This window comes from Floridaenema fluviatile BLCC-F154, assembly GCF_041929135.1.
Lineage (GTDB): Bacteria > Cyanobacteriota > Cyanobacteriia > Cyanobacteriales > Aerosakkonemataceae > Floridanema > Floridanema fluviatile.
Genome location: NZ_JBHFNS010000018.1, coordinates 173,760 through 194,581 on the forward strand (window position 1 = coordinate 173,760; position 20,822 = coordinate 194,581).

Genomic DNA, 20,822 nt, shown 5'->3' on the forward strand with positions numbered 1-20,822 from the left:
TTATGAGAATTGCTATTGTTAATGATTTGGCGATCGCACAAGCAGCATTGCAAAAAGTTCTACAAACAGTTCCAGATTACCAGGTAATTTGGACAGCTAGAAATGGAGCCGAAGCAGTACAAAAATGCGTCCAAAATAAACCAGATATAATCTTAATGGATTTGCTCATGCCTGTAATGAATGGCGTAGAAGCAACTCGGCAAATTATGCAAAACTCTCCTTGTCCTATTTTAATCGTAACTAGTGACAAAGATCGCAATTTGCCAGAAGTTTATACAGCAATGGAATATGGGGCGTTGGATGTAGTAAATACCCCAGTTTTACAGCAAGGAGATAGCAGTAAAACTGCTAATGATTTACTCGTGAAAATTGCCAGAATTGGCAAATTGATGCGAATATCTACTAGTAAAAATACCAAGGAATCGGTTAATTCAGCACCCATAGCAACCCGCAACAAATTTTCTGCGATCGTCCCATTAGTAGCAATTGGTTCCTCAACTGGTGGGCCAAAAGCACTAGCAAAAATCCTCTCACAACTTCCGGCAAATTTTGATGCCGCAGTTTCGATCGTACAGCACGTAGATGCTCAATTTTCCGAAGGTTTTGTTGATTGGTTAAAGCAACAATGTGCCTTACCTGTGCGAATTGCGGTGGCGGGCGATCGCTTAGAAAAAGGCACAGTTTTAGTTGCCGGAACTAACGATCATTTATATTTGCAATCTGACCTAACTTTAAATTATACCCAACATCCCATTAATTATCCTTACCGTCCTTCAGTTGATGTATTTTTTAAAAGTTTAGCTGAACATTGGACTCGCAAAGGAACGGCAATTTTATTAACTGGAATGGGCAGAGATGGCGCTGAAGGATTAAGCGTTTTACGTTCTAAAGGTTGGCATACAATTGCTCAAGATAAAGAAAGTTGTGTAGTTTATGGAATGCCGAAAGCAGCTATTGAGTTACAAGCTGCTGTAGAAGTTTTATCACCGGATGCGATCGCCTCTCGACTCCTGAAAAATTCACTTTCAAACCGCAATTTTTAATTATGGCTACTGCAATAAACGAGCAAATAACTGTTTTATTAATTGACGATCAATCAATTATTGGTGAAGCAGTTCGTCGAATGTTAGCCCCAGAAACTGATATTATCTTTCACTATTGTAGCGATCCCACAGAAGCCTTAGAAGTTGCCGAAAACTACAAACCAACAGTAATTTTGCAAGACTTGTTAATGCCCCAAATGGATGGATTGCTATTAGTAAGATTTCTCCGTGCTAAAGATGCTGTAACTTGCCACACTCCTTTAATTGTTTTATCTAGTAAAGAAGAACCGATAATTAAAGCTAAAGCATTTGAATTAGGGGCGAATGATTACTTGGTGAAATTGCCCGATCGCATGGAATTAATCGCCAGAATTCGTTATCATTCCCAAGCTTACACTAACTTTTTAAAACGTCAAGAAGCCGAAGCACTTTTAAAAGCTAAAATCTTACATCAAGCAGCATATATTGAGCAAGTCAGTAAAGTAACTACAGCAGCTTCTCAAGTAGAAAGAGATGTTTTTCAACCAGATTCTTTAACAGAAGTTGCCAGCCGTAGTGATGAACTCGGACAATTAGCACGAGTTTTTACTAAAATGGTGAAAACTGTTAAAACCAGAGAAAGAGAGCTAACTGACGCTAATACTAAATTAGAATCTTTATTGCAAGCTTACGGACGTTTTGTACCTCACGAATATCTGCAATTTCTCCGTAAAAAAAGCATTACCGATGTTCAGTTAGGCGATCATGTTAGTAAAATAATGGCTGTAATGTTTTCTGATATTCGCTCCTTCACTACCTTATCAGAAAAGATGACTCCCAAAGAAAGCTTTGCTTTTGTTAACTCTTATTTGCAAAGAGTTAGTCCCCAAATTCGTAACAATCATGGTTTAATTGTCAAATTTTTGGGAGATGGTGTTATGGCTGTTTTTCCCGATGGTGCTGATGATGCTTTAGCTTCTGGCATGGCAACTTTTAGAGTTGTGGAGGATTACAACCAAGAACGATTAAAAATGGGAAATGAACCGATTAAAATTGGTATTGGTATTCATGTGGGTTCGATTATGTTGGGCATGGTTGGTGAAGAAAATCGCATGGAAGGAGATGCACTTTCAGATAATGTTAATTTAACGGCTCGATTAGAAGGTTTAACTAAATTTTATGGCGTTTCTTTGTTAATTTCTCAACAAACTTATGAGCATTTAACTAATCCAGAAGCATACCAAATCAGATGTTTAGATCGAGCTATTGTCAAGGGTAGGAAGGAACCTTTAGCAGTTTACGAAGTTCTGGATGCTGAATTAGAAGAAGTAAAAAAATTGAAGTTAATTACTAAACCAGACTTTGAGCAAGGATTAAAATATTTCTCTGCAAAAGAAGGGTTGGCAAAGGCAAAACTTTGTTTTGAAAAAGTCTTAAGTGTAAATCCTAAAGATAAAACGGCGCAACTCTATCTGCAACGAATTGATTTTCTCAAAAAACAAGGCGTACCTAATAATTGGAATGGGGTTTGGACTTTTACTGAAAAGTGATTTTTGCAGTTTAGCATCGATTTCCCATTCTTAAGTATTAGCAAAGTCGATCGGGAAATTTTCATTAAGGAAGTCAGAATTGTTTGTAGTTTCTCGTAGATATTACCGATCGCAAATATCTAGAACAACTCCTTAGAGAAAAAGCAGAGGACTTAAAAAACTCAGTATAATCACCCTAATTTTTGATTTATTCGGGTAGGATGTCGCAAGTACGACATAATGAAAATCAAGAAAATTAAAGAACTATTTGTAATAGTGTGGCACTATAATTTTTATATTCACCTATTGAAACAGTTACTAAATTAATGCTAAAAAAATATAACTTTAGTGGTGAACACATTTAAAAAAAGTTCAACTTCCTGAACTTTAATCTTATCTGTTCTATTCACTTGGAATCCCATAATTAAATATGGACACTAATTTAGCGATCGCCCCTTCCCAATCTCAGTCAGGAGCCATTCTTATTGTTGATGATACTCCCGATAATCTGCATATCTTATTTGAAGCTCTAACTCACGAAGGATACGAAGTTCGCTGCGTTAAAAATGGTGCAATGGCGCTGATTGGAGTAGAAGCGGCACCACCAGATTTGATTTTGTTGGATATTCGGATGCCAGAAATGAATGGATACGATGTATGTGAGCAGTTGAAAGCAAATTCTCAAACCTGTGAAATACCAATAATTTTTTTAAGTGCACTGGGCGAACCTGTAGACAAAGTAAAAGCTTTTCAGGTAGGTGGAGCAGACTATATTACCAAACCGTTTCAGTTTGAGGAAGTCTTAGTCAGAGTCAAGCATCAATTGACGATTCGCAACTTACAAAAACAGCGCAAAGAATTAATTGATGCCTTAGAACGAGCGAACCAGGAACTACAACGTCTAGTAAATGTGGATGGACTGACACAAATTTTTAATCGGAGTCATTTCGATCGCTGTCTGACTCAGGAGTGGAATCGATCGGCAAGGGAGAAATTGCCTTTGTCGTTGATTTTGGCTGATATTGACCATTTTAAGCAATATAACGATTTATATGGTCATATAGCGGGCGATCGCTGTCTGCAAAAGGTAGCGAAAACTATTCATAATGCAGTGAAGCGACCAAGCGATTTAGCTGCTCGCTATGGGGGAGAAGAATTTGCCATTTTGCTACCAAACACAGACCTGACAGGAGCGGCTCAACTAGCTGAGACAATCCGCTTGATGGTGGAGCAACTGATAATTACCGATGTACCGCAACCTTCTCCGGGACGAGTGAGCATTAGTCTGGGTGTTGCTAGTGTTATTCCTTCTCTGGATGATTCCGTAGATACTTTAGTTGCAGCAGCAGATCGACTACTCTACAAAGCAAAAGCTCAGGGACGAAATAAGGTTTGCATACAAGGAAATAACTATTAATGAGATCGAGATTTGAGATATGGCATTTTCTGTGTTGTCGGATTCCTTGTCTTCCTTTGCGGTGGGTGTTGGTGATTCCTTTCGTGCTGCAAACCGTGGGAGCAGCGGCGCTAGTGGGATATTTGTCTTACGGTTCTGGAGAGCGAACGGTAATAGCTTTAATCGATCGATTGATGGATGAGAAAAGCGATCGGATTCAGGATCAACTAAATGTTTATCTAAATATTCCACGTCAGTTTGTGCAAATTAATCGATTGACAATCGAGCAAAAATCCCTGAATCTTAACAACTCTAACCAACTAAAAGAATATTTTCGGCAACAAATTCAAACCTTCCCCGCCTTAACCTCCCTTGGCTGGCGTAACGTCCAAGGAAAACAGGTATTTGCGATCCGCAACTCGCTAAAGCATCCCATCAGAAATCAAACGGGAAATCTTGCACCTTCTGAATCCTTAATTATTTTAGAAAACCGTGCAGCGTCTTCTTCCTGGTATCAAGCCGCAGCCAAAACTGGGAAACAAACTTGGACTCCGATCTCTGCCGATGCAGTTTTTTCTCTACCGGGAATGAACTTCTCAACACCTGTTTATCAAACTGGGAAGTTTCAGGGAGTGTTGACTTCAGGTATTTTGCTTTCTGACTTGAGTCGAAAATTGAAATCTTTGCGTTTTTCATCTACTGGTCAGGTGTTAATTATAGAGCGATCGGGAGATCTAGTAGCGAGTTCCACTGAAGAGCAAGTATTTGCCAGAAGTGTTACAGATAATTCTCTAGTTCGATTAAGGATAACTGATAGCCAGAATCAGGTAAATCGGCTGTTGGGGCAATACTTGTTTAATCAATGGCACGATCTAAATCAAATTCAAGCTCCTCAACATTTTGATTTATGGGTTGAGGGTAGGAAACTCTTGGCTCAAGTTGCACCTTTTCGGGATGGTTATGGGTTGGATTGGTTAGTGGTAACGGTGATTCCAGAGTCGGATTTTATGGCAGAAATCCAGGCTAGTAGGCGGGTGACGATTTTGCTTTGCTTGCTGATTTTGGGGGTGGCGATCGCATCAGGAACCTTTATGGCAAGTCGCTTTTCTTTTCGGATGAATCGACTCAATCAGCTGAGTGATGCAATAGCCGCGGGAAATTTGAGCGCCCGGTTGCCAGCTGATAGCCCAGTGGTAGAGGTGCGAAGTGTGGCTCGATCTTTCAATTTGATGGCGGATCAATTGCAGTCTTTGTTCGATCGATTTGAAAATGCTTTGCAAGAATCAGAGGAAAGATTTACAACTATTTTTCGGGCTAGTCCCGATCCGATCTCGATTACCAGTTTGGCTGAGGAACGATTTTTAGAAGTTAATCATCGAATGGTTGAATTCTATGGCTATTCTCGCGAAGAATTCATTGGTCGAACGGCTACGGAACTTGGCTTGTGGGCAAGTTTGACAGTGCGTCAACAGTTTACACAACTGTTTCAGAAGCAGGGTAGAGTTGACAATTTAGAGGTGACTTTTTCTACAAAGTCTGGTGAATTGAAGGTAGTGCTGCTTTCGGCAAAGTTGTGCAATTTGCAAGGGCTGGATGCGGTAATTACGATCGCGCGGGATATTAGCGATCACAAAAAAACCGAATTAGCCTTGCGACAAAGTGAGGCTAAGTTCAGCGAACTAGCAGCGGCTTCTCCGGCTGTGATTTATACTCTTTTGGTCAGCGATCGAGAAGGTATGCAATTTGAATATCTCAGTCCGGCGGCCCAGGAAATTCATGAGATCCCGATCGCCGATTTGCTTCGGGATGGTTCGTTAATCTTAAATCAAATCGTCCCAGAGGATTTGATTCGCTATCAAGAAGCGGCGCATCATGCCAGGGAAACAGGAGAACAATTTCAATGTGAATTCCGTATTATTACTCCTTCTGGTAAGACTAAGTGGTTAAGTGTGAATAGTCGTTCTCAACGACGGGAGACAGGCGAATTTGTCTGGCATGGAATTACAATCGATATTACCGATCGAAAAATCGCAGAAATCGCATTTCAAGAAACTGAAGCTCGTTATCGAATTCTCTCGGAAATCTGTCCGGTGGCAATTTTCCGATTCGATCGACCTTTGAATTGTGTTTATGTTAACGATCGGTGGAGCGAAATGACAGGCAGAACGAAGGAATCAGCTTTGGGTAGGGGATGGATGGAAGCTTTGCATCCTGAAGAACGAGAGCAACTTATCACTAAATGGACTGAAGGTTTGACTCAATTAGTTCCCGGAGGTTTCATTCTCAATCAAAGTGAAGGGAGACATCTTCGACCTGATGGCACTACTAATTGGTATTACGTTCAGGTGGTGCAGGAAATCGATTCTTTTGGTAGATTGGTTGGTTATATTGGCACTTTGACGGATATTAGCGATCGCAAAAAAGCCGAAGCAGCTTTACAGGAAAGTGAGGCAAGATTCCAAACTTTAGTCAAGAATATGCCAGGGATGATTTATCGATATTTCCCCGGTAATCACGATCGTTTTGGGCTATTTACTTATGTTAGTTCTGGGTCTTACGAGTTAGTAGAACTACAACCTGAGCAAATTTTACAAGATGCCAATGCTCTCTGGAGTTTGATCCATCCAGAAGATTTCCCATCTCTGCAACAGTCTGTTACCTGCGCCGTGCAGAACTGTTCCTCTTGGCAATGGGAAGGTAGATTGACTACTCCATCGGGAAAACTTAAGTGGATTCAAGGTAATTCCCGTCCCCAAAATACACAATATGGTGTAGTTTGGGATGGATTGTTGATTGATATTAGCGATCGGAAATTTGCCGAACAGGAACTTCAACAAGCAAAAAAAGCCGCAGAAACAGCAAATCAAGCTAAAAGTGAATTTTTGGCAAATATGAGCCATGAACTTCGCACTCCACTCAATGCAATTCTCGGATTTGCTCAACTCATGCACCGGGACACCAGCTTAAATTCTGATTACCAAAGGTATATCAAAATCATTGAAGACAGAGGAAATTATCTCCTAAAGTTAATTAATGAAATTCTTGACTTATCAAAAATCGAAGCAGGAAGACTAACCTTAGAAAAAGAAGCGATCGATTTATTCGATCTGCTTCAATCATTGCACACTAATTTTAGTCAACAAGTAAACCAAGAAGAAGTACAAATTTACTTAGAAATTCTCTCAAAAGTGCCGCAATATATCATTACTGACGGGCAAAAATTGCAGCAAGTACTAATTAATTTGATTGGTAATGCAATTAAGTTTACCAACAAAGGAAGCGTAACTTTGCGAGTCAGTAGCCAGGAAAATAATTCCCCTACCTCTGACTGCCACATTACTCTTAATTTTGAGGTGCAAGATACTGGCGTTGGCATTGCCCAAGAAGATTTGCAGATCATCTTTGATGCTTTTGCTCAAGCTCAGGCGGGTAAACAAACGCAGGAAGGTACGGGTTTGGGGTTGGCAATTAGTCGTAAATTAGTCAGGTTGATGGGTGGAGAAATTACTGTTAGCAGCACTTTAGGGGAGGGTAGCACTTTTGGATTCGCCATCCCAGTCCAAGAAACTACAGAATCTCCTGTGCCACCACAGCAACAAGTAATAGGACTAGCACCCAATCAAGAGAAGTTAGATGTGGCAGAAAAACTAACGCGGGAACATCTCGCAGTTATGCCTCATGATTGGATAGTTGAACTACATCAAGCTTCTAGAGCTTGTAATCAAAAAGCAATTAAGTATTTAATTACACAAATTCCCACTGAATATTTATTTTTAGCGAAAGGTTTAGAGCAATTTAATCAAGATTTTGATTTTGACAAGATTATGGAATTGACGAATTTTTAGGCTTTGTCACATTATTAGCACTTACGCAGAAAGGACGCACAGGAAAGAGGGAGGAGATATCGGGGGTAAGTAGCCCGGATTTAGTATTATTTCCCAAACAGAATTTCTCAAACAGAATATTTGATAGATAATTTACAGAATTTTTATATTATTTTGTTAAGTATATTTTTTTTATAAAATTCTCAAATAGTTCTCAAATTGGTTGATATTATGTGCCACCATGTAATCACGAGGAACTAAAAGTTTAGATAGGAAAGGAATAAATTATGAAACCTTCGATTAAAGCGGCTTTCGCAATTCCAGTTTCCTTATTTGTAACAGCTTTGGCAGCTGTACCTTCAATTGCAGGAACTCTAACCTATGCAACGAAAGTAGAGTCTTACGATAATAAGGGTACTTCAATGGATGATTATAGAGAAGATACTTCTAATGCTTTGGGTGCGCCTCAATTAGATGCTAATAACAACAGCAATCAAGACTTTTTAAGTTTGGGGATTAAAGGGGAAGCAATTTTCAGTTTTGGAACGCTTTTTTCCGGTCAAGTTACTCTCTGGGAAACTACTTGGGGAAATCACACCCAACAGTCACAGTACGATGAGAAGGTAAAAGTTTTTGTGGGAAATTATTTAAGCGGTAATGATTGGTTGGAGATTGGTACGATCGCAAATATTGCTAATAATGCCTTTAAAAACCCATTGGGTGCTTCTCTGGAAATTAATAATAACAATACTTATAAGTATGTTAAGTTGGTCGATAACTCACCCGGAGGATCGGGTAGAGATGGTTTTGATGTTAATGCTATTGCCGTAATGGGTATTGATGCTGCTTCGATTCCTGAACCTACTTCTACTTTGGGTTTATTAGCTTTAGGCACTTTTGGTGCGAGTTCGCTACTAAAGCGCAAACAGCAAAAAGCGTAGATGTGAAAGTTTAACATCTTGTCCGGTTAACCAACCATAATATCCTTCTTTAGTCCGCGTAGGCGGACTTTGTTTGTGTAGACGTGGTTTCAACCGCCCAGTCCGATCTACGATCGCAATTTCCCCGATCGCAAAATACTAATAATCAACCACAAACCCAAAAAACTCGCCACTCCAAATAAAGCATTACTTAAAACCGAAAACTGACTTGTTTGTGCGTTAGAAGAAATAATCGCCGCCCCAATAATTAACGAACCAACTACAATACTAAAAGACAAACGATTAGCTGAATCATCTAAACTTCGCCGCAACCCCTCGAAATCTTTAATCGCTAAATTCCACTTCAAAGATTCCGAAGTAACTCGATCTAAAAGTAACTCTACTTGTCGGGGAGATTCTAACGACAAACTTTTAATATCTAAAGCTGCTCTTAACAATGTTTGTCCGGGATTTTCTCCAAACAATTGCCGTTGAAATAAATCTGTCATTAATGGTTTAATTTCATCTAACAAATTCACTTCGGGGTCAAAAATTCGCGCCGAACCTTCTAAATTAGCAATAGTTTTTGCATATAAACCCATATTACTAGGCAATCTAATTTTATTTTCCCTGGCTATTTGTAACACTTCATAAAATACTTGAGCAAAACTGATTTTGGACAAGCTTAAATTGTAATATTTCCGCAACACTCGTTCATAAGAAATTTCCAAATTCGCTAAGTTTTCCGGTTCAGCAGAATCAGCTAATTGTAGAGTTAATTGGGTGCAACGTTGCGCGTCCATATCAACAATTGCTAATATCATTTCGGTTAAAATGCGTTGGCTGCGAGGGTCTAATCTCCCAACTAAACCACAATCTAGTAAGGCAATTCGACCATCTTTTAAATAGAAGAAATTGCCGGGATGGGGATCGGCGTGAAAAAATCCATCAACATACAATTGTTGAATAAAAGCCCGAAATATCAGTCTAGTAATTTCCCTTTTTTTCACTTCGGGAGAAACGCCATTTGTTTGACTAAGATTTGCGGTTAACAGTGGTTCTCCGTCCAACCATTCTAATACTAATAATTTCCGGGTTGTTAAGTCCCAATAAACTTCGGGAATGACTAATTGCTGGGGATCGAACCAGCGACTAGTAGACATATTTTCCCGTAATAGTTTTGTGTAGCTGGCTTCTAAGATAAAGTCTAATTCATCTCTTAATGCTTTAGTAAATTCGTCAGCTAAACCTTTGATGTCGTAAGTTTGTCCGATTTCGGTTCGATCGACCAATTCCGCCAAACCCTTAATCAAAAATATATCTTGTTCAATAATTGCACTAATTCCGGGACGCTGAATTTTTAAAGCTACTTCTCTACCATCTAATAATTTAGCACGATGGGTTTGGGCGATCGATCCAGCTGCGATCGCTTGCGGATTCACAAAACCAAAAATCTCTTCTAAAGGTTGTTTTAATTCTTCTCGCAAAACAACTTCAATATCTCCCCAAGAAACAGGCGGTACTGAACTTTGCAAAGTCGATAATTCTTCAATATATGATGCTGGTAAAAGGTCAGGACGAGTACTTAATAACTGTCCCAATTTAACATAAACTGGCCCTAATTCTATGAAAATTTTCTTTAAAACCGCCGGAGTTGGCAACTGCGGTTTATCCACACTACCACCAGTCAACAACCCCCGCATATAACCCCAACCGTTGCGGAAGACAATTTCGGCAATATCTCTTTGACGGGAAACAGTTTGAGTTAAAAACATAATTGGTAATCGGTTTAAATAAAACAAAAAAGCTTTGGTTTATTGTAGCCAAAGCTGGAAAATTTTGCATCTGTCGAGAGTTTTAGATTTTACAAAAGATGAGTAAATCTAGGATCTTCTTGGATTTTTTTCAGGACTTGCTTAATTTCTTGGGTACGTTCTTTTTTAACAATTAAAGTGACGTTACGATCGCGCACTACCACCAAATCCTCTAACCCAATAGTAACAATTACTTCATCCTCACCTTCAGCATAAAGCACCGTTCCTTGAGTATCCATTCCTACATGAGTTGCTAATTCTACATTTGGATTATCGCCTTTTAACAAACGTTCGATCGCATTCCAATCCCCCAAATCATCCCAACCAAAAGCTGCCGGAATTACATAAGCCAAATTAGTTTTTTCCATCAAAGCATAGTCAATACTTTTCTTCGGTAACTCCGCATAAGCTGCGATACCTTTGTCTTTTAAAGGAGTGAGAATTTCCTCAGCGTGAATTGCCAATTCTTTAATCACAACTCCCGCCCGAAACACGAACATTCCGCTGTTCCAACTAAATCTACCCGTAGCCAAAAACTCTTCTGCTGTTTGGCGATCGGGTTTTTCTGTAAATCGATTTACCCGATAAACTAACGACTTACCAAAAGTACCTTCTGCCTCTCCTTGTTCAATATAACCATAACCCGTAGAAGGCTGATTTGGTTGAATTCCTAAAGTGACGATCGCCTCTTTTTCTGTAGCTAATTTAGCAGCATCTTCTAAAGTTTGTTTGTAAGCTGCTTCATCTGCAATCCAATGATCGGCAGGAAAAAAACCAACTACCGTATCATTACCATAACGTTTGGCAATTTCTAAAGTTGTCCAAGCAACTGCTGGTGCCGTATCTCTTCCTTCTGGTTCTACTAATAAATTTTCCTCTGGCAATTCGGGGAGTTGTTCCTTCACACCTTCCGCCAAAATTTTAGAAGTACAAACCCACAATTTATCCCAACCACCTGCAACCGATAATAATCTTTCAGCCGTTGCTTGTAAAAGGCTTTTGCCACTACCATCTAAACTTAAAAACTGTTTCGGACGTTGTTTGCGGCTGAGGGGCCAAAAGCGTTCGCCTTTACCACCTGCTAAAATTACGGGGATTAACGAGTTAGTCATTGGTCTTCCGTAAATATAAGTACTCTTGCGACTTGGCTCGATCCTACTAGGTTTTTTCCAGGTCAAGTTTAAACATTTGAACAAGGAAGTTTAAAAATTCGATGATTTATTTTGTAGTCAATACCGAAATCTGCGGAAACCTAGTTTTGTGGTCAAGTATCTGAACCGTCAACATTACTATGGTAATCTTTATGTCTGGAAAACTTAAAAATTTCAGGTCTTTTAGTTGACAAACGAATCATTAACCGAATGGAAAAAGCTAATTTACGTCGATCGCTTCTGAAAATCCGCCAAATGCTACCGAAATCAGAGTGGCAGGAAAAAAGCGATCGCATTTGCACCCACTTAAAATCCTCCTCCCTGTTTCAGGAAGCAAAAACCGTTTTAGCTTACTTTAGTTTCCGCCAAGAACCAGACTTAAAACCCTTGTTTAACGACTTTTCCCGACGTTGGGGATTTCCTCGCTGTGTAGATGATTCCCTTGCTTGGCATCTGTGGCAACCGGGAGATGAGTTAGAAACAAATAAGTTTGGCATTTTAGAACCTCTTGCCAATGCTCCCATTTTAGATCCCAGTCAAGTAGATTTAATCTTAGTTCCTTCTGTCGCTTGTGATGTGCGAGGATATCGATTAGGCTACGGTGCGGGATTTTACGATCGCTTATTAACTCTGCCAGAATGGTCAAATAAACTCACAATTGGGGTGGTGTTTGAATTTACTTATTTGGTAGAAATCCCGATCGACCAATGGGATCGATCTTTAACCGGAGTTTGTACAGAAACAGGGGTAAAAATTATCAATAAATTTCTGGGAGAGCAGCTGAATAATGTTTGATAAACAGCAGATTTTTAAATCTAAACTGCAATGGGTACGGGGAAAAGATGTTTTGATTTATGGCTTACTGGGTGCGATCGCCATAATCATGCTCTTTCCCTTATTCTGGTTAATCAGCACTTCCTTAAAATCCCCAAGCGAAAATATTTTTCAATTTCCTCCCCAATTTTTCCCCAACCAACCAACCTTGAATAACTTCATTCAAGTTTGGCAAACAAACCCTTTTGCTCAATACTTATTTAACAGTACCTTAGTAGCTGGATTAACAGTTATTTTCAACTTACTATTTTGTGCTTTAGCAGCTTATCCCCTAGCCAGATTAGAATTTAAAGGCAGAAACATCATTTTTGCCATCATCGTTTCTACCATCATGATTCCCTTTCAAATCGTGATGATTCCCTTATATATTTTAACGGTACAATTAGGTTTAAAAAACAGTTATTTAGGAATTATCTTTCCCAGTTTAGCCTCAGCATTTGGCATATTTCTATTACGCCAAGCCTTTCAAGGAGTACCCAAAGAATTAGAAGAAGCCGCCAGAATGGATGGTTGCTCAGAATTAGGAATTTGGTGGTTTGTTATGTTACCCGCAATTCGTCCAGCATTGGTAACTTTAGCAATTTTTGTCTTTATCGGTTCTTGGAGTGATTTCCTCTGGCCCTTAATAGTAATTGACCAACCAGAATACTACACTTTACCTTTAGGTGTAGCCAGATTAGCGGGGACATTTTCCTTAGATTGGCGCTTAATTGCTGCTGGTTCAGTAATTTCTATTCTGCCAATTTTGCTATTATTTATTATCGTGCAAAAATACATTGTTCCCAGCGATTTAGGCAGTGGCGTTAAAGGTTAGATTTCCCTGTAGGGTGCGTCAAACCTAGATCTGAATGAGAACATCAGGATTTGAACTTCTGACGCACCCTACGCATAGAGGCTAATTCTGAATATTAGCTTTCTCCAAAGGCGTGTTATAACTAATCCATTGCGGTCTACCAATTTGAATATTATTTGCAGCAAAAGCTTGGCGAACTCGCAAGCGAAATTCTCGTCCTACACTCCATTGTTCCATCGGTTTAGTTTTAATCCAAACTCTGACTAACATTCCGGTGTGGGATAAATCATCAATTCCTAAAACCTCTGGTGGTTCGGGTAATCGATCACGCCACTCCCGTTCGCTATAAAGTTTTTGCCCGACTTCTCTGAGAATTTTTAACACTTTTTCTGGGTCATTTTCGTAGGCTACTATTATCGAAAAATCAACTCGTGACCAAAGGCGAGTTAAATTCTGCACATCAATAATGTTGCTGTTAGAAATAGTAATTAGTTTTCCTTCGGAATTTCGTAATTGAGTTACCCGCAAGTTTAAATTTTCTACTAATCCACTTCGATCGCCAATTTGAACCACATCTCCCACAGCAAACTGATCTTCCAATAAAATTAGACAACCATTAACGAGATCCTTAATCAAACTTTGAGAACCAAAAGAAATCGCCAAACCAATTATCGCTCCACCTGCCAAAATTGAACTAGTTGGAACATTGAATAAACTTAACGTCCAGATAATTCCCAGAACTATCAAAACAAAAGTAATTAGTCCTTTTAAAGCTCCCGAAACTGTTTTAGTTCGCAGGGCAATCCGCTGAGCTTCTACCCAAGAAATTGCTGGATTAAGTTTCCAGGGATGAACGAAGCGATCGATCGAACTTCTACAGATCCGAATCGCCAAACTAATTACAAACCAAATTAAAAGTAATACTAATGGTGTTGCCCAGATATTTAGACTCCATTGCATCAGAATTGGAATCTGGGAGAAAATGAAAGAAATCCCAATGTACCACATTAAGATAAAAGTCCAGAACAGCAACCACTTGAGAAATTTGTCAAATTCTAAGCGTTTTTTCACGGTGAATTGCTGTGGCATATTGGCGAGAAATTGCGATCGCAAATGGGCAATTTCCCTAGCTTCTGCCTCTTCTCCCTCCATATTCTCATCAGCGATATCCGGCGATTTCTGAGCTTTTTCCGCTGCTGCGGCAGCAAGTTCCAATTCTTTTTGATAGCGAGCTTCCAAACTTATTATCCGGCGACTCAATATTCGCCAAAACAGCCAAATTACAGCACTAGTAATGAAAAGTCCCAACAAGATTTGTGTTGCTTGCCATAAACGTTCCCGCAAAACTTCTGGGGACAATAGTTGCTTCATGCGAACTATTTCCTCTTGAATAATCTTTTGCCATTCTTGGGCTAACTCTTCCAAAGTTTTGCCACTATAATCAGCATCAGGTTCTGTCACCGTAACTAATCGAACTGGGCGGGAAGTTTGATCGTCACTAATCTGAATAATCAGGCGATTATTGAGTATCGCAGTAGAAACAATCGGCGTTTCTTTTGCTTTTATAGTTCGACCAATAACTCGCCAAAGTCGATCGGTAATTTCTTGTGCCCTAGTCTCAACTGGAAGTTGTCCCTCTGGTACATTTTCCCGATTCCAAATCGTTGGCGATGTCACTTCAAACAAAATTTTATTGTCCAGAGGTGACTTAACTTTAGCAATTTCAAATTCCCCTACCCGGCTAACTCCCTCTGGAGGCTGCATTGGATTATTAGAAGCCGCTGTTGGTAAAGAAGGGATTTGACTCTGAGCAGGAACAGTCCAGCCGATGCACAAACTAAATGTGAATACACCAATCAAGAAATAGCGGATTACTGTTTGAAACCAACGATAAGATATGAGCCTAATCATGAGCAAAAAAAATCAAATTAGTCTATTGTGAATTACCAAATTTTCACTCGCTTTCCATATAATAGTGGCATCAGTTAATCAGTAAGTCAATGCCTCGCCAAAATCAAACTAAAACCCCATCATTTATTGTTGAGATGCCCCTGGTGGTATCGAACAAAGATGCTGGGGTTTTGTCGTCTAGATTTGAAGCAGGCAGGCAACTTTATAATGCCTGCTTAGGTGAGGCAATGCGCCGACAAAAGTTGGTTAAGCAATCCAAGAAATACCAAGAAGCAAGAGCGATCAAAAAAAGCAAGGCAAGAACAGTAGCTTTTAAAGAAGTAAATCAAGCTTACGGCTATAGCGAATACGACCTGCATTCTTATTGCACTGTTATTCGCAATTCTTGGATTGAAAAACATATTGACTCGAACACCGCTCAAAAATTAGCAACTCGTGCTTTCAATGCTTCCATTAAGGTGGCATTTGGTCAAGCTAAGAAAGTTCGATTTAAAGGCAAAAACCAACTGGATTCCTTAGAAGGCAAGACAAACAAAACTGGGATTAGATGGGTTAACGAGACTTTAGTTTGGGGTAATCTTCAGTTAAAACCATATCTAACAACCTACGACCCAGTGATAACTCATGGATTAAAGAGCCGAGTTAAATATGTCAGATTAGTGCGTCGTCGGATTAATGGTAAAACCTTCTATTACGCTCAATTGGTTTGTGAAGGTAAGCCTTTTCAAAAACCCAAAAACCAAATTGGTCAAGGGACTGTTGGGTTGGATATTGGGCCATCTACCATTGCTATTGTTGGTGATGAATCCGCGAAACTAACATTATTTGCATCCGAATTAAAGTTGGATTCAAGTAAGATTCGTCAACTACAAAGAAAAATGGAGCGGTCTAGAAGGGTGAATAATCCAAAAAACTACAATCCTGACTTTGTTGACAAAAGGGGGCAGAAGAAGAAAGGGACAATTAAGAAAGGTTGTAAGACTTGGAATAATTCCCGTAATTATCAGAAAATTAGGACAGCTAAAGCTAATCTAGAACGAAAATTAGCGGCTCATCGAAAATCGTTACATGGCAAATTAGTTAATGAAATTCTCGCTCTAGGTAATACCGTTAAATTAGAAAAGTTATCCTACAAATCATTTCAAAAGAATTATGGAAAATCTGTAGGGAAACGTGCGCCAGGGGAATTTGTTTCACGTTTAAAGCGTAAGGCTGAAAGTGCTGACGCTCTTGTGATGGAATTCTCCACTAAAACAACTAAATTGTCGCAAACTTGTCATCAATGTGGAAGTGTAAAAAAGAAAAATCTCTCTGACAGAATCCATCAATGTGATTGCGGAATCTATTGTCAAAGAGATTTATATTCGGCGTTTCTTGCCAAATTTGTTGATGAAAAAGAACTACTTCAAGCGAATCAAGCACAAAATGCTTGGTTGGGTGCGGAACCGCTCCTGTATGCGGCTTGGAGACAGGCGACCCAAACTAACTTGCGATTAGAAGGACGAGTTTCTTCTTCCTTTGGGAAATTCCCTGAGTCGGAGCGAGTCGCAGCAAAAGTTCAAAATGTTGATGCTCAGGACTTGGATGTTGTACCAATTCGGGAGAGCCAAGTAGAGGCATCAAAACATTTTGAACCCCCCGCTTTCTAAGCGTGGGGTGGTTTCAGGTAGAACAGGATGTAGGATAGCAGCAGCAGGCGGGTAAGCGGGAAACGCAAGATGCGTAGTAACAGGCGGATTTTGGAATCGGTTTGTGTATCCATTGACGATCTCCAGTTAGGAAAGGATAATTTCATTGCAGGGTGGGTTAGCGTAGCGTAACCCTTGCGGAGGTTGGGTTTCGTGCTTCAACCCAACTTACTAACTTCAATCTATTAAAGAAATCAGAATCGTGATTTCGTTTGGACGGTATCCAGCCACAAGCAAGCCGGATAGGGCGGCACCATCACCGATCGCATATACCCTCAAGTCACTGACCTGCGGATTATCAAAAACGGCTGCCAATGCTTGCTCTGCTTTGGTGCGATCGTCAGTGTCTGCCAGCAGCAAGACGGGGACAAACTGAGCCGCTGCTGGATCGGCGATCGCCCTCAGTTCTGCCACAATATCTGGCGTGACACCGCCAGTCCGGGCATAGACCTGTTTCCAGGTACTCATCCAGGCATCTGCGCCAAACTGCTCCCAGAGCTTACCGACAAAGTGTTGATAATATCGCAACGCAATAGGTTCTAGATCTGTTCCTGGTTCAATGATTTCATCAAACACGGCACTGCCAAATCCCGCCTGACTTGGCTGCCCGTAGAGGTTAACAAGATCCGTGTAGTTAGATGGGAGAGGGGATGGGTTCATAGTTCTCAGAGGGTTTTATGTCCAGTACAGTTCCTGTTGAGTGGCTTAGAGTCTATTTAGCAGCGACTCTTTCTGGTAATTCTGCTCGTTTTTCCTCATTCATACTCAAAAACAGGTTTGACCTCGGCAAGGCAGCGAGAGTCAGGTGGACGGTTGGGATTGGTCAGAAAAGCGAGGGCGATCGCCTGGGCACAGGCGGCACCGGTCGTGTTGGCTTTTGCCACCAGAGAAACGTGACCGACACCCGAAAAGGTATAGACGTAGGAGTTTTTCAGGTTGCTAGCGACGGCTTTGCCATAGACTTCGGGCGTAACCGGGTCAAATTGACCGTTAAACACCAGCGTTGGAATCGCGGTGTTTTTGTAGGCAAAGGGAGGCTCCAATTCGACCTGGAGTACTTCACAGGAGCGATCGACGAGGGCTTTTTCCTGGGAACCAAAAAAAGCAAGTTGGGGATAGGGGGGTGGAAACAACGTGGCCGGATCGACCGTGACAGAAGCAGCCCGAACACAGAGAACTGCGCTATACATACCTTCGGCCTCATCCATTACCAACCCTGCCGAAAGCTTCTCCTCAGCCCAGGCAAAATCATTGCTGTTTGCTGCCCGATAAAGGTTGCGGGGCAGGAAACGACTGTCTTCTGTGCTGTATAAGTAAGGCACAATGGCATAGGCAAGGTCTTTGCCATCCAACAAAACGTCAAAGGTTTTTTGGGTGTTGGGAATGGTGAGTTTGGCAGGAATGGGGTGCTGGTTGAGGCGATCGATCAATGACGAAAAAACCCTTTCCAGGTTGGGGTAGGTCTGGTTGCATTGGGCATCCTGGGCGCAGGCGGCAAACACATTGCGGAGCGCCTGACTGATGGAGTAGGAACTCCCCAAATTAAAGTCAACATCAGGTCTGACTACTCCATCCAGAATCACACTACGGAGTTTTGCCTTGTGCTGGTCGGCTTGCGCCAGCACATACTGCCCCAGCAGCGTCCCATAGGAAGCGCCATAAAAGTTAAACTGCTCGTAACCCAGAACCTCGGCAACAACGTACAAATCAGCAGCATTTTCGATGCTATTGAAGGCACTAAAGTTTACTCCCGTAGCGGCGAGGCGATCGCGACAGGCTGTAATCCAGCCTGGATCAGTAAATTCCAGTTCACCCTTGGCAACCGCAACGTTGTGATCAACCCTCTCTGGACAGGTCAACGCCGGACGGGAAAATTGCGTGCCGCGCTGTTCCACAAACACCATATCCCGTTGCTGCAAAATCGCTGTCCCAACGTTGGTGAAAGGTACGATTTTGCTGGGGAATAATCCAATCGTTGAACCGCCCGGCCCACCCTGTTCCATCATCAGCGGGTCTGGGGCCGGGTTGTCACCAATGCTGCGAGTCCGCACGACAGCCAGTTGAATCGTGCGACCGTTGGGCTGACTGTGGTGCTCAGGCACGGTGACATAGCCACAGTCTGACAAGGCGGCGACCAGTGGCACCAGTCCAAACGTCGAGCAGTTGGCTGGCTCCCAGGCAGGGCCAAACGGACTGCGGTTGCTAGCTGTGGCGGCAACACTGGTGGCGATCGCCGTCACCACAATGGCTGTAAATTGACCCAACCGTGTTAGAGAAAACTTCATCGATCGCTCCTAAAAAATCATCGCTCTTTACCCGATCGCAAATCCAGTTTTCTACGACAAACGCACTCGTAAATTATCAAAGCCCTTATCTGAGCGGGTTTCTGCTCCTTGCTCAATGGCTTGGCGATAAGTTTCCACAAAATGATTGGGCATAATGTCGCCCTGTTGGGAAAGAAACGACCATGACTCTCCCAGATGCACAAAGTCATCCGTGAGTAGTTTACTCAGGGGCAGCATGGGAATCATGTCTGCCAGATTGGTGATGCGATAGTGATTGGGAAGCAACTGGCTGTGGGCTTCCACAAAAGCCTTGTTGCCTAACCGGGGACCTGCGTAGGCATAAACCTGAATACTGGGTCGCAACTCTGGGAAAATCAGAGCTAGATCGATCGCGGCAAAGGTCGTCAAAGCCGCCCCCAAACTGTGTCCAGAAATTATCAGCGGTTTCTTAGGATCTAAGGATTGAACTGCTTTCTTGACGGCTGCGGCTAAATGCGTTTGATAAAAGTTATAAATGCCGGAGTGAACTTTACCAATGACCGTTCCCTTTACTGGATGAACGTAGTTTGTTTGAATCGCCAGGATATTTTCTAACCATTCCAGTTGGCGCTGAGTCCCTCGAAACATCAGGATATTCATCTTGGGAGAAGACAACAAAAACCCGTAGTAAACCGGGATTTGTTGTTTCAAATTTACCACCTGCTTGACTTGATTCTGAATGATATCTTTTGTTTGGTTAACGCGATCGCCCAATTCATTCAGGTTGTCAGGAGTGTTTGCTAAATTTGCAAGCGGCACTTCAAAGGGAATCGCCTCTTCTACCCGTTCGGCTGCTTTAAAGGATGTAAGTTGGCGAAAGGGTTTAAAGCCTGTTGTATAGAGTGGTAAGGTTGAAATCCTACCGTCATAATTCGCGTCATATTTACCCTTGAGATATTGCTGGGTACAGAGCTTGCTGCCAGTAATCAACAGCTTAGACCACTCGCGGTTGTAGGGAACGGTCGGCGATCGCAGTTTAGCACTCTGTTGCACAGCGACCGAATCTTCAATTGCAGTCAGGTCAGCGCCAAAGGCAGATTCAACCAGTTGCGTTGGATCGTACAATTGCCGCAATTTAGTTTGTTCGGCTTGCAACGCTTGCTGCTGCAACTGTTCGCGCCCAAATACTGCTGCGATCGTAGTGCCTAATCCAGACCAGAGTAAAAATCGGCGGTTAAATCTCATCTTGCTTACCAGATTGAGGACGATCTGAGGTGAAAGACAATTTGCTGACATAGAAATGATTGACCGCTTGCCCCACACCCCAAAAATAAGAGAAGGCAAACATTCCCGGTGCTAACGCCCCAATCAGCGGCACAGTGACTCCCACTGCCACTGTCAATAACCAGACCAGGAACCCCATCAAAACTGCGCCAGCGATCCCAAACAGAATGCCAACCCTGGCTAAGAGCCCGCCTCCTTTCTGGAACTGCCAGAGGCGGGCAATCCCAATCACCAGCAAAACGTTGAGCAGCACCAGGACGATCGCTTGCAATAAACCAATGTTGGGAATTGGCAGCAGAGCAACGATCGCCGCACCCAGCGCATAATCCAGAATTAAGTTGCGGGCTTTTAAGTTAACTTTAGCGGGATGATCCATTTGGAGGGAACCACGA

The 20,822-nt window shown here is 41.7% G+C and carries 15 protein-coding genes; 8 read left to right on the top strand and 7 right to left on the bottom strand.

Translation table 11 applies throughout. From position 1 onward, the window contains the following. Window positions 1–2: 2 nt before the first annotated feature. The 5 genes from cheB (at window position 3) to ACE1B6_RS03645 (ending at window position 8,712) form a co-directional block, all read left to right on the top strand. On the top strand, window positions 3–1,043 hold the full coding sequence (gene cheB, locus ACE1B6_RS03625) for a chemotaxis response regulator protein-glutamate methylesterase (RefSeq protein ID WP_413255871.1): 1,041 nt from the start codon (window positions 3–5) through the stop codon (window positions 1,041–1,043). Window positions 1,044–1,045: 2 nt separating this feature from the next. Continuing rightward, entirely contained in the window at window positions 1,046–2,572 is a 1,527-nt protein-coding gene (locus ACE1B6_RS03630; protein ID WP_413255872.1) for an adenylate/guanylate cyclase domain-containing protein, read from the top strand. Between the two features lie 409 nt (window positions 2,573–2,981). Next, window positions 2,982–3,968, top strand: coding sequence for a GGDEF domain-containing response regulator (locus tag ACE1B6_RS03635; protein WP_413255873.1), 987 nt, complete (start codon window positions 2,982–2,984; stop codon window positions 3,966–3,968). After that, window positions 3,968–7,792, top strand: a complete 3,825-nt coding sequence (locus ACE1B6_RS03640; protein ID WP_413255874.1) for a PAS domain S-box protein — start codon at window positions 3,968–3,970, stop codon at window positions 7,790–7,792. The genes ACE1B6_RS03635 and ACE1B6_RS03640 overlap by 1 nt, the downstream gene beginning before the upstream one ends. A gap of 266 nt (window positions 7,793–8,058) precedes the next feature. Then, complete coding sequence (locus ACE1B6_RS03645; protein WP_413255875.1) at window positions 8,059–8,712, top strand: PEP-CTERM sorting domain-containing protein; 654 nt, start codon at window positions 8,059–8,061, stop codon at window positions 8,710–8,712. 107 nt (window positions 8,713–8,819) lie between these two features. Here the strand turns inward: ACE1B6_RS03645 and ACE1B6_RS03650 are convergent, their stop codons facing one another. Together ACE1B6_RS03650 and ACE1B6_RS03655 are read right to left on the bottom strand one after the other, a co-directional pair. Next, window positions 8,820–10,466, bottom strand: coding sequence for an ABC1 kinase family protein (locus ACE1B6_RS03650; RefSeq protein WP_413255876.1), 1,647 nt, complete (start codon window positions 10,464–10,466; stop codon window positions 8,820–8,822). 89 nt (window positions 10,467–10,555) lie between these two features. Beyond that, window positions 10,556–11,617 carry a mannose-1-phosphate guanylyltransferase gene (locus ACE1B6_RS03655; protein ID WP_413255877.1) on the bottom strand — a complete coding sequence of 354 codons (1,062 nt, stop codon included), beginning with the start codon at window positions 11,615–11,617 and terminating at the stop codon, window positions 10,556–10,558. Between the two features lie 249 nt (window positions 11,618–11,866). Between ACE1B6_RS03655 and ACE1B6_RS03660 the strand changes: the two genes are divergently transcribed. Then, window positions 11,867–12,451 (top strand): 5-formyltetrahydrofolate cyclo-ligase, encoded by a 585-nt coding sequence (locus ACE1B6_RS03660; RefSeq protein ID WP_413255878.1) that lies wholly within the window; start codon window positions 11,867–11,869, stop codon window positions 12,449–12,451. 88 nt (window positions 12,452–12,539) lie between these two features. Further along, entirely contained in the window at window positions 12,540–13,304 is a 765-nt protein-coding gene (locus ACE1B6_RS03665; protein ID WP_413255976.1) for a carbohydrate ABC transporter permease, read from the top strand. A gap of 81 nt (window positions 13,305–13,385) precedes the next feature. Here the strand turns inward: ACE1B6_RS03665 and ACE1B6_RS03670 are convergent, their stop codons facing one another. Beyond that, window positions 13,386–15,194 (bottom strand): mechanosensitive ion channel family protein, encoded by a 1,809-nt coding sequence (locus tag ACE1B6_RS03670; protein ID WP_413255879.1) that lies wholly within the window; start codon window positions 15,192–15,194, stop codon window positions 13,386–13,388. An 89-nt stretch (window positions 15,195–15,283) separates the two neighbouring features. Between ACE1B6_RS03670 and ACE1B6_RS03675 the strand changes: the two genes are divergently transcribed. Then, window positions 15,284–16,843 carry a zinc ribbon domain-containing protein gene (locus ACE1B6_RS03675; RefSeq protein ID WP_413255880.1) on the top strand — a complete coding sequence of 520 codons (1,560 nt, stop codon included), beginning with the start codon at window positions 15,284–15,286 and terminating at the stop codon, window positions 16,841–16,843. A gap of 216 nt (window positions 16,844–17,059) precedes the next feature. On the opposite strand, the gene ACE1B6_RS03680 is transcribed toward ACE1B6_RS03675, so the two are convergent. The 4 genes from ACE1B6_RS03680 to ACE1B6_RS03695 all read right to left on the bottom strand — a co-directional run bounded on the left by ACE1B6_RS03680 (window position 17,060) and on the right by ACE1B6_RS03695 (window position 20,806). Then, window positions 17,060–17,542 (bottom strand): hypothetical protein, encoded by a 483-nt coding sequence (locus ACE1B6_RS03680; protein WP_413255881.1) that lies wholly within the window; start codon window positions 17,540–17,542, stop codon window positions 17,060–17,062. A gap of 95 nt (window positions 17,543–17,637) precedes the next feature. Beyond that, window positions 17,638–19,167: an alpha/beta fold hydrolase gene (locus ACE1B6_RS03685; protein WP_413255882.1), complete on the bottom strand. Its 1,530-nt coding sequence runs from the start codon at window positions 19,165–19,167 to the stop codon at window positions 17,638–17,640. Window positions 19,168–19,218: 51 nt separating this feature from the next. Further along, window positions 19,219–20,391, bottom strand: coding sequence for a lipase family protein (locus tag ACE1B6_RS03690; protein WP_413255883.1), 1,173 nt, complete (start codon window positions 20,389–20,391; stop codon window positions 19,219–19,221). Next, entirely contained in the window at window positions 20,381–20,806 is a 426-nt protein-coding gene (locus ACE1B6_RS03695; protein WP_413255884.1) for a hypothetical protein, read from the bottom strand. The genes ACE1B6_RS03690 and ACE1B6_RS03695 overlap by 11 nt, the downstream gene beginning before the upstream one ends. Window positions 20,807–20,822: the final 16 nt, after the last annotated feature.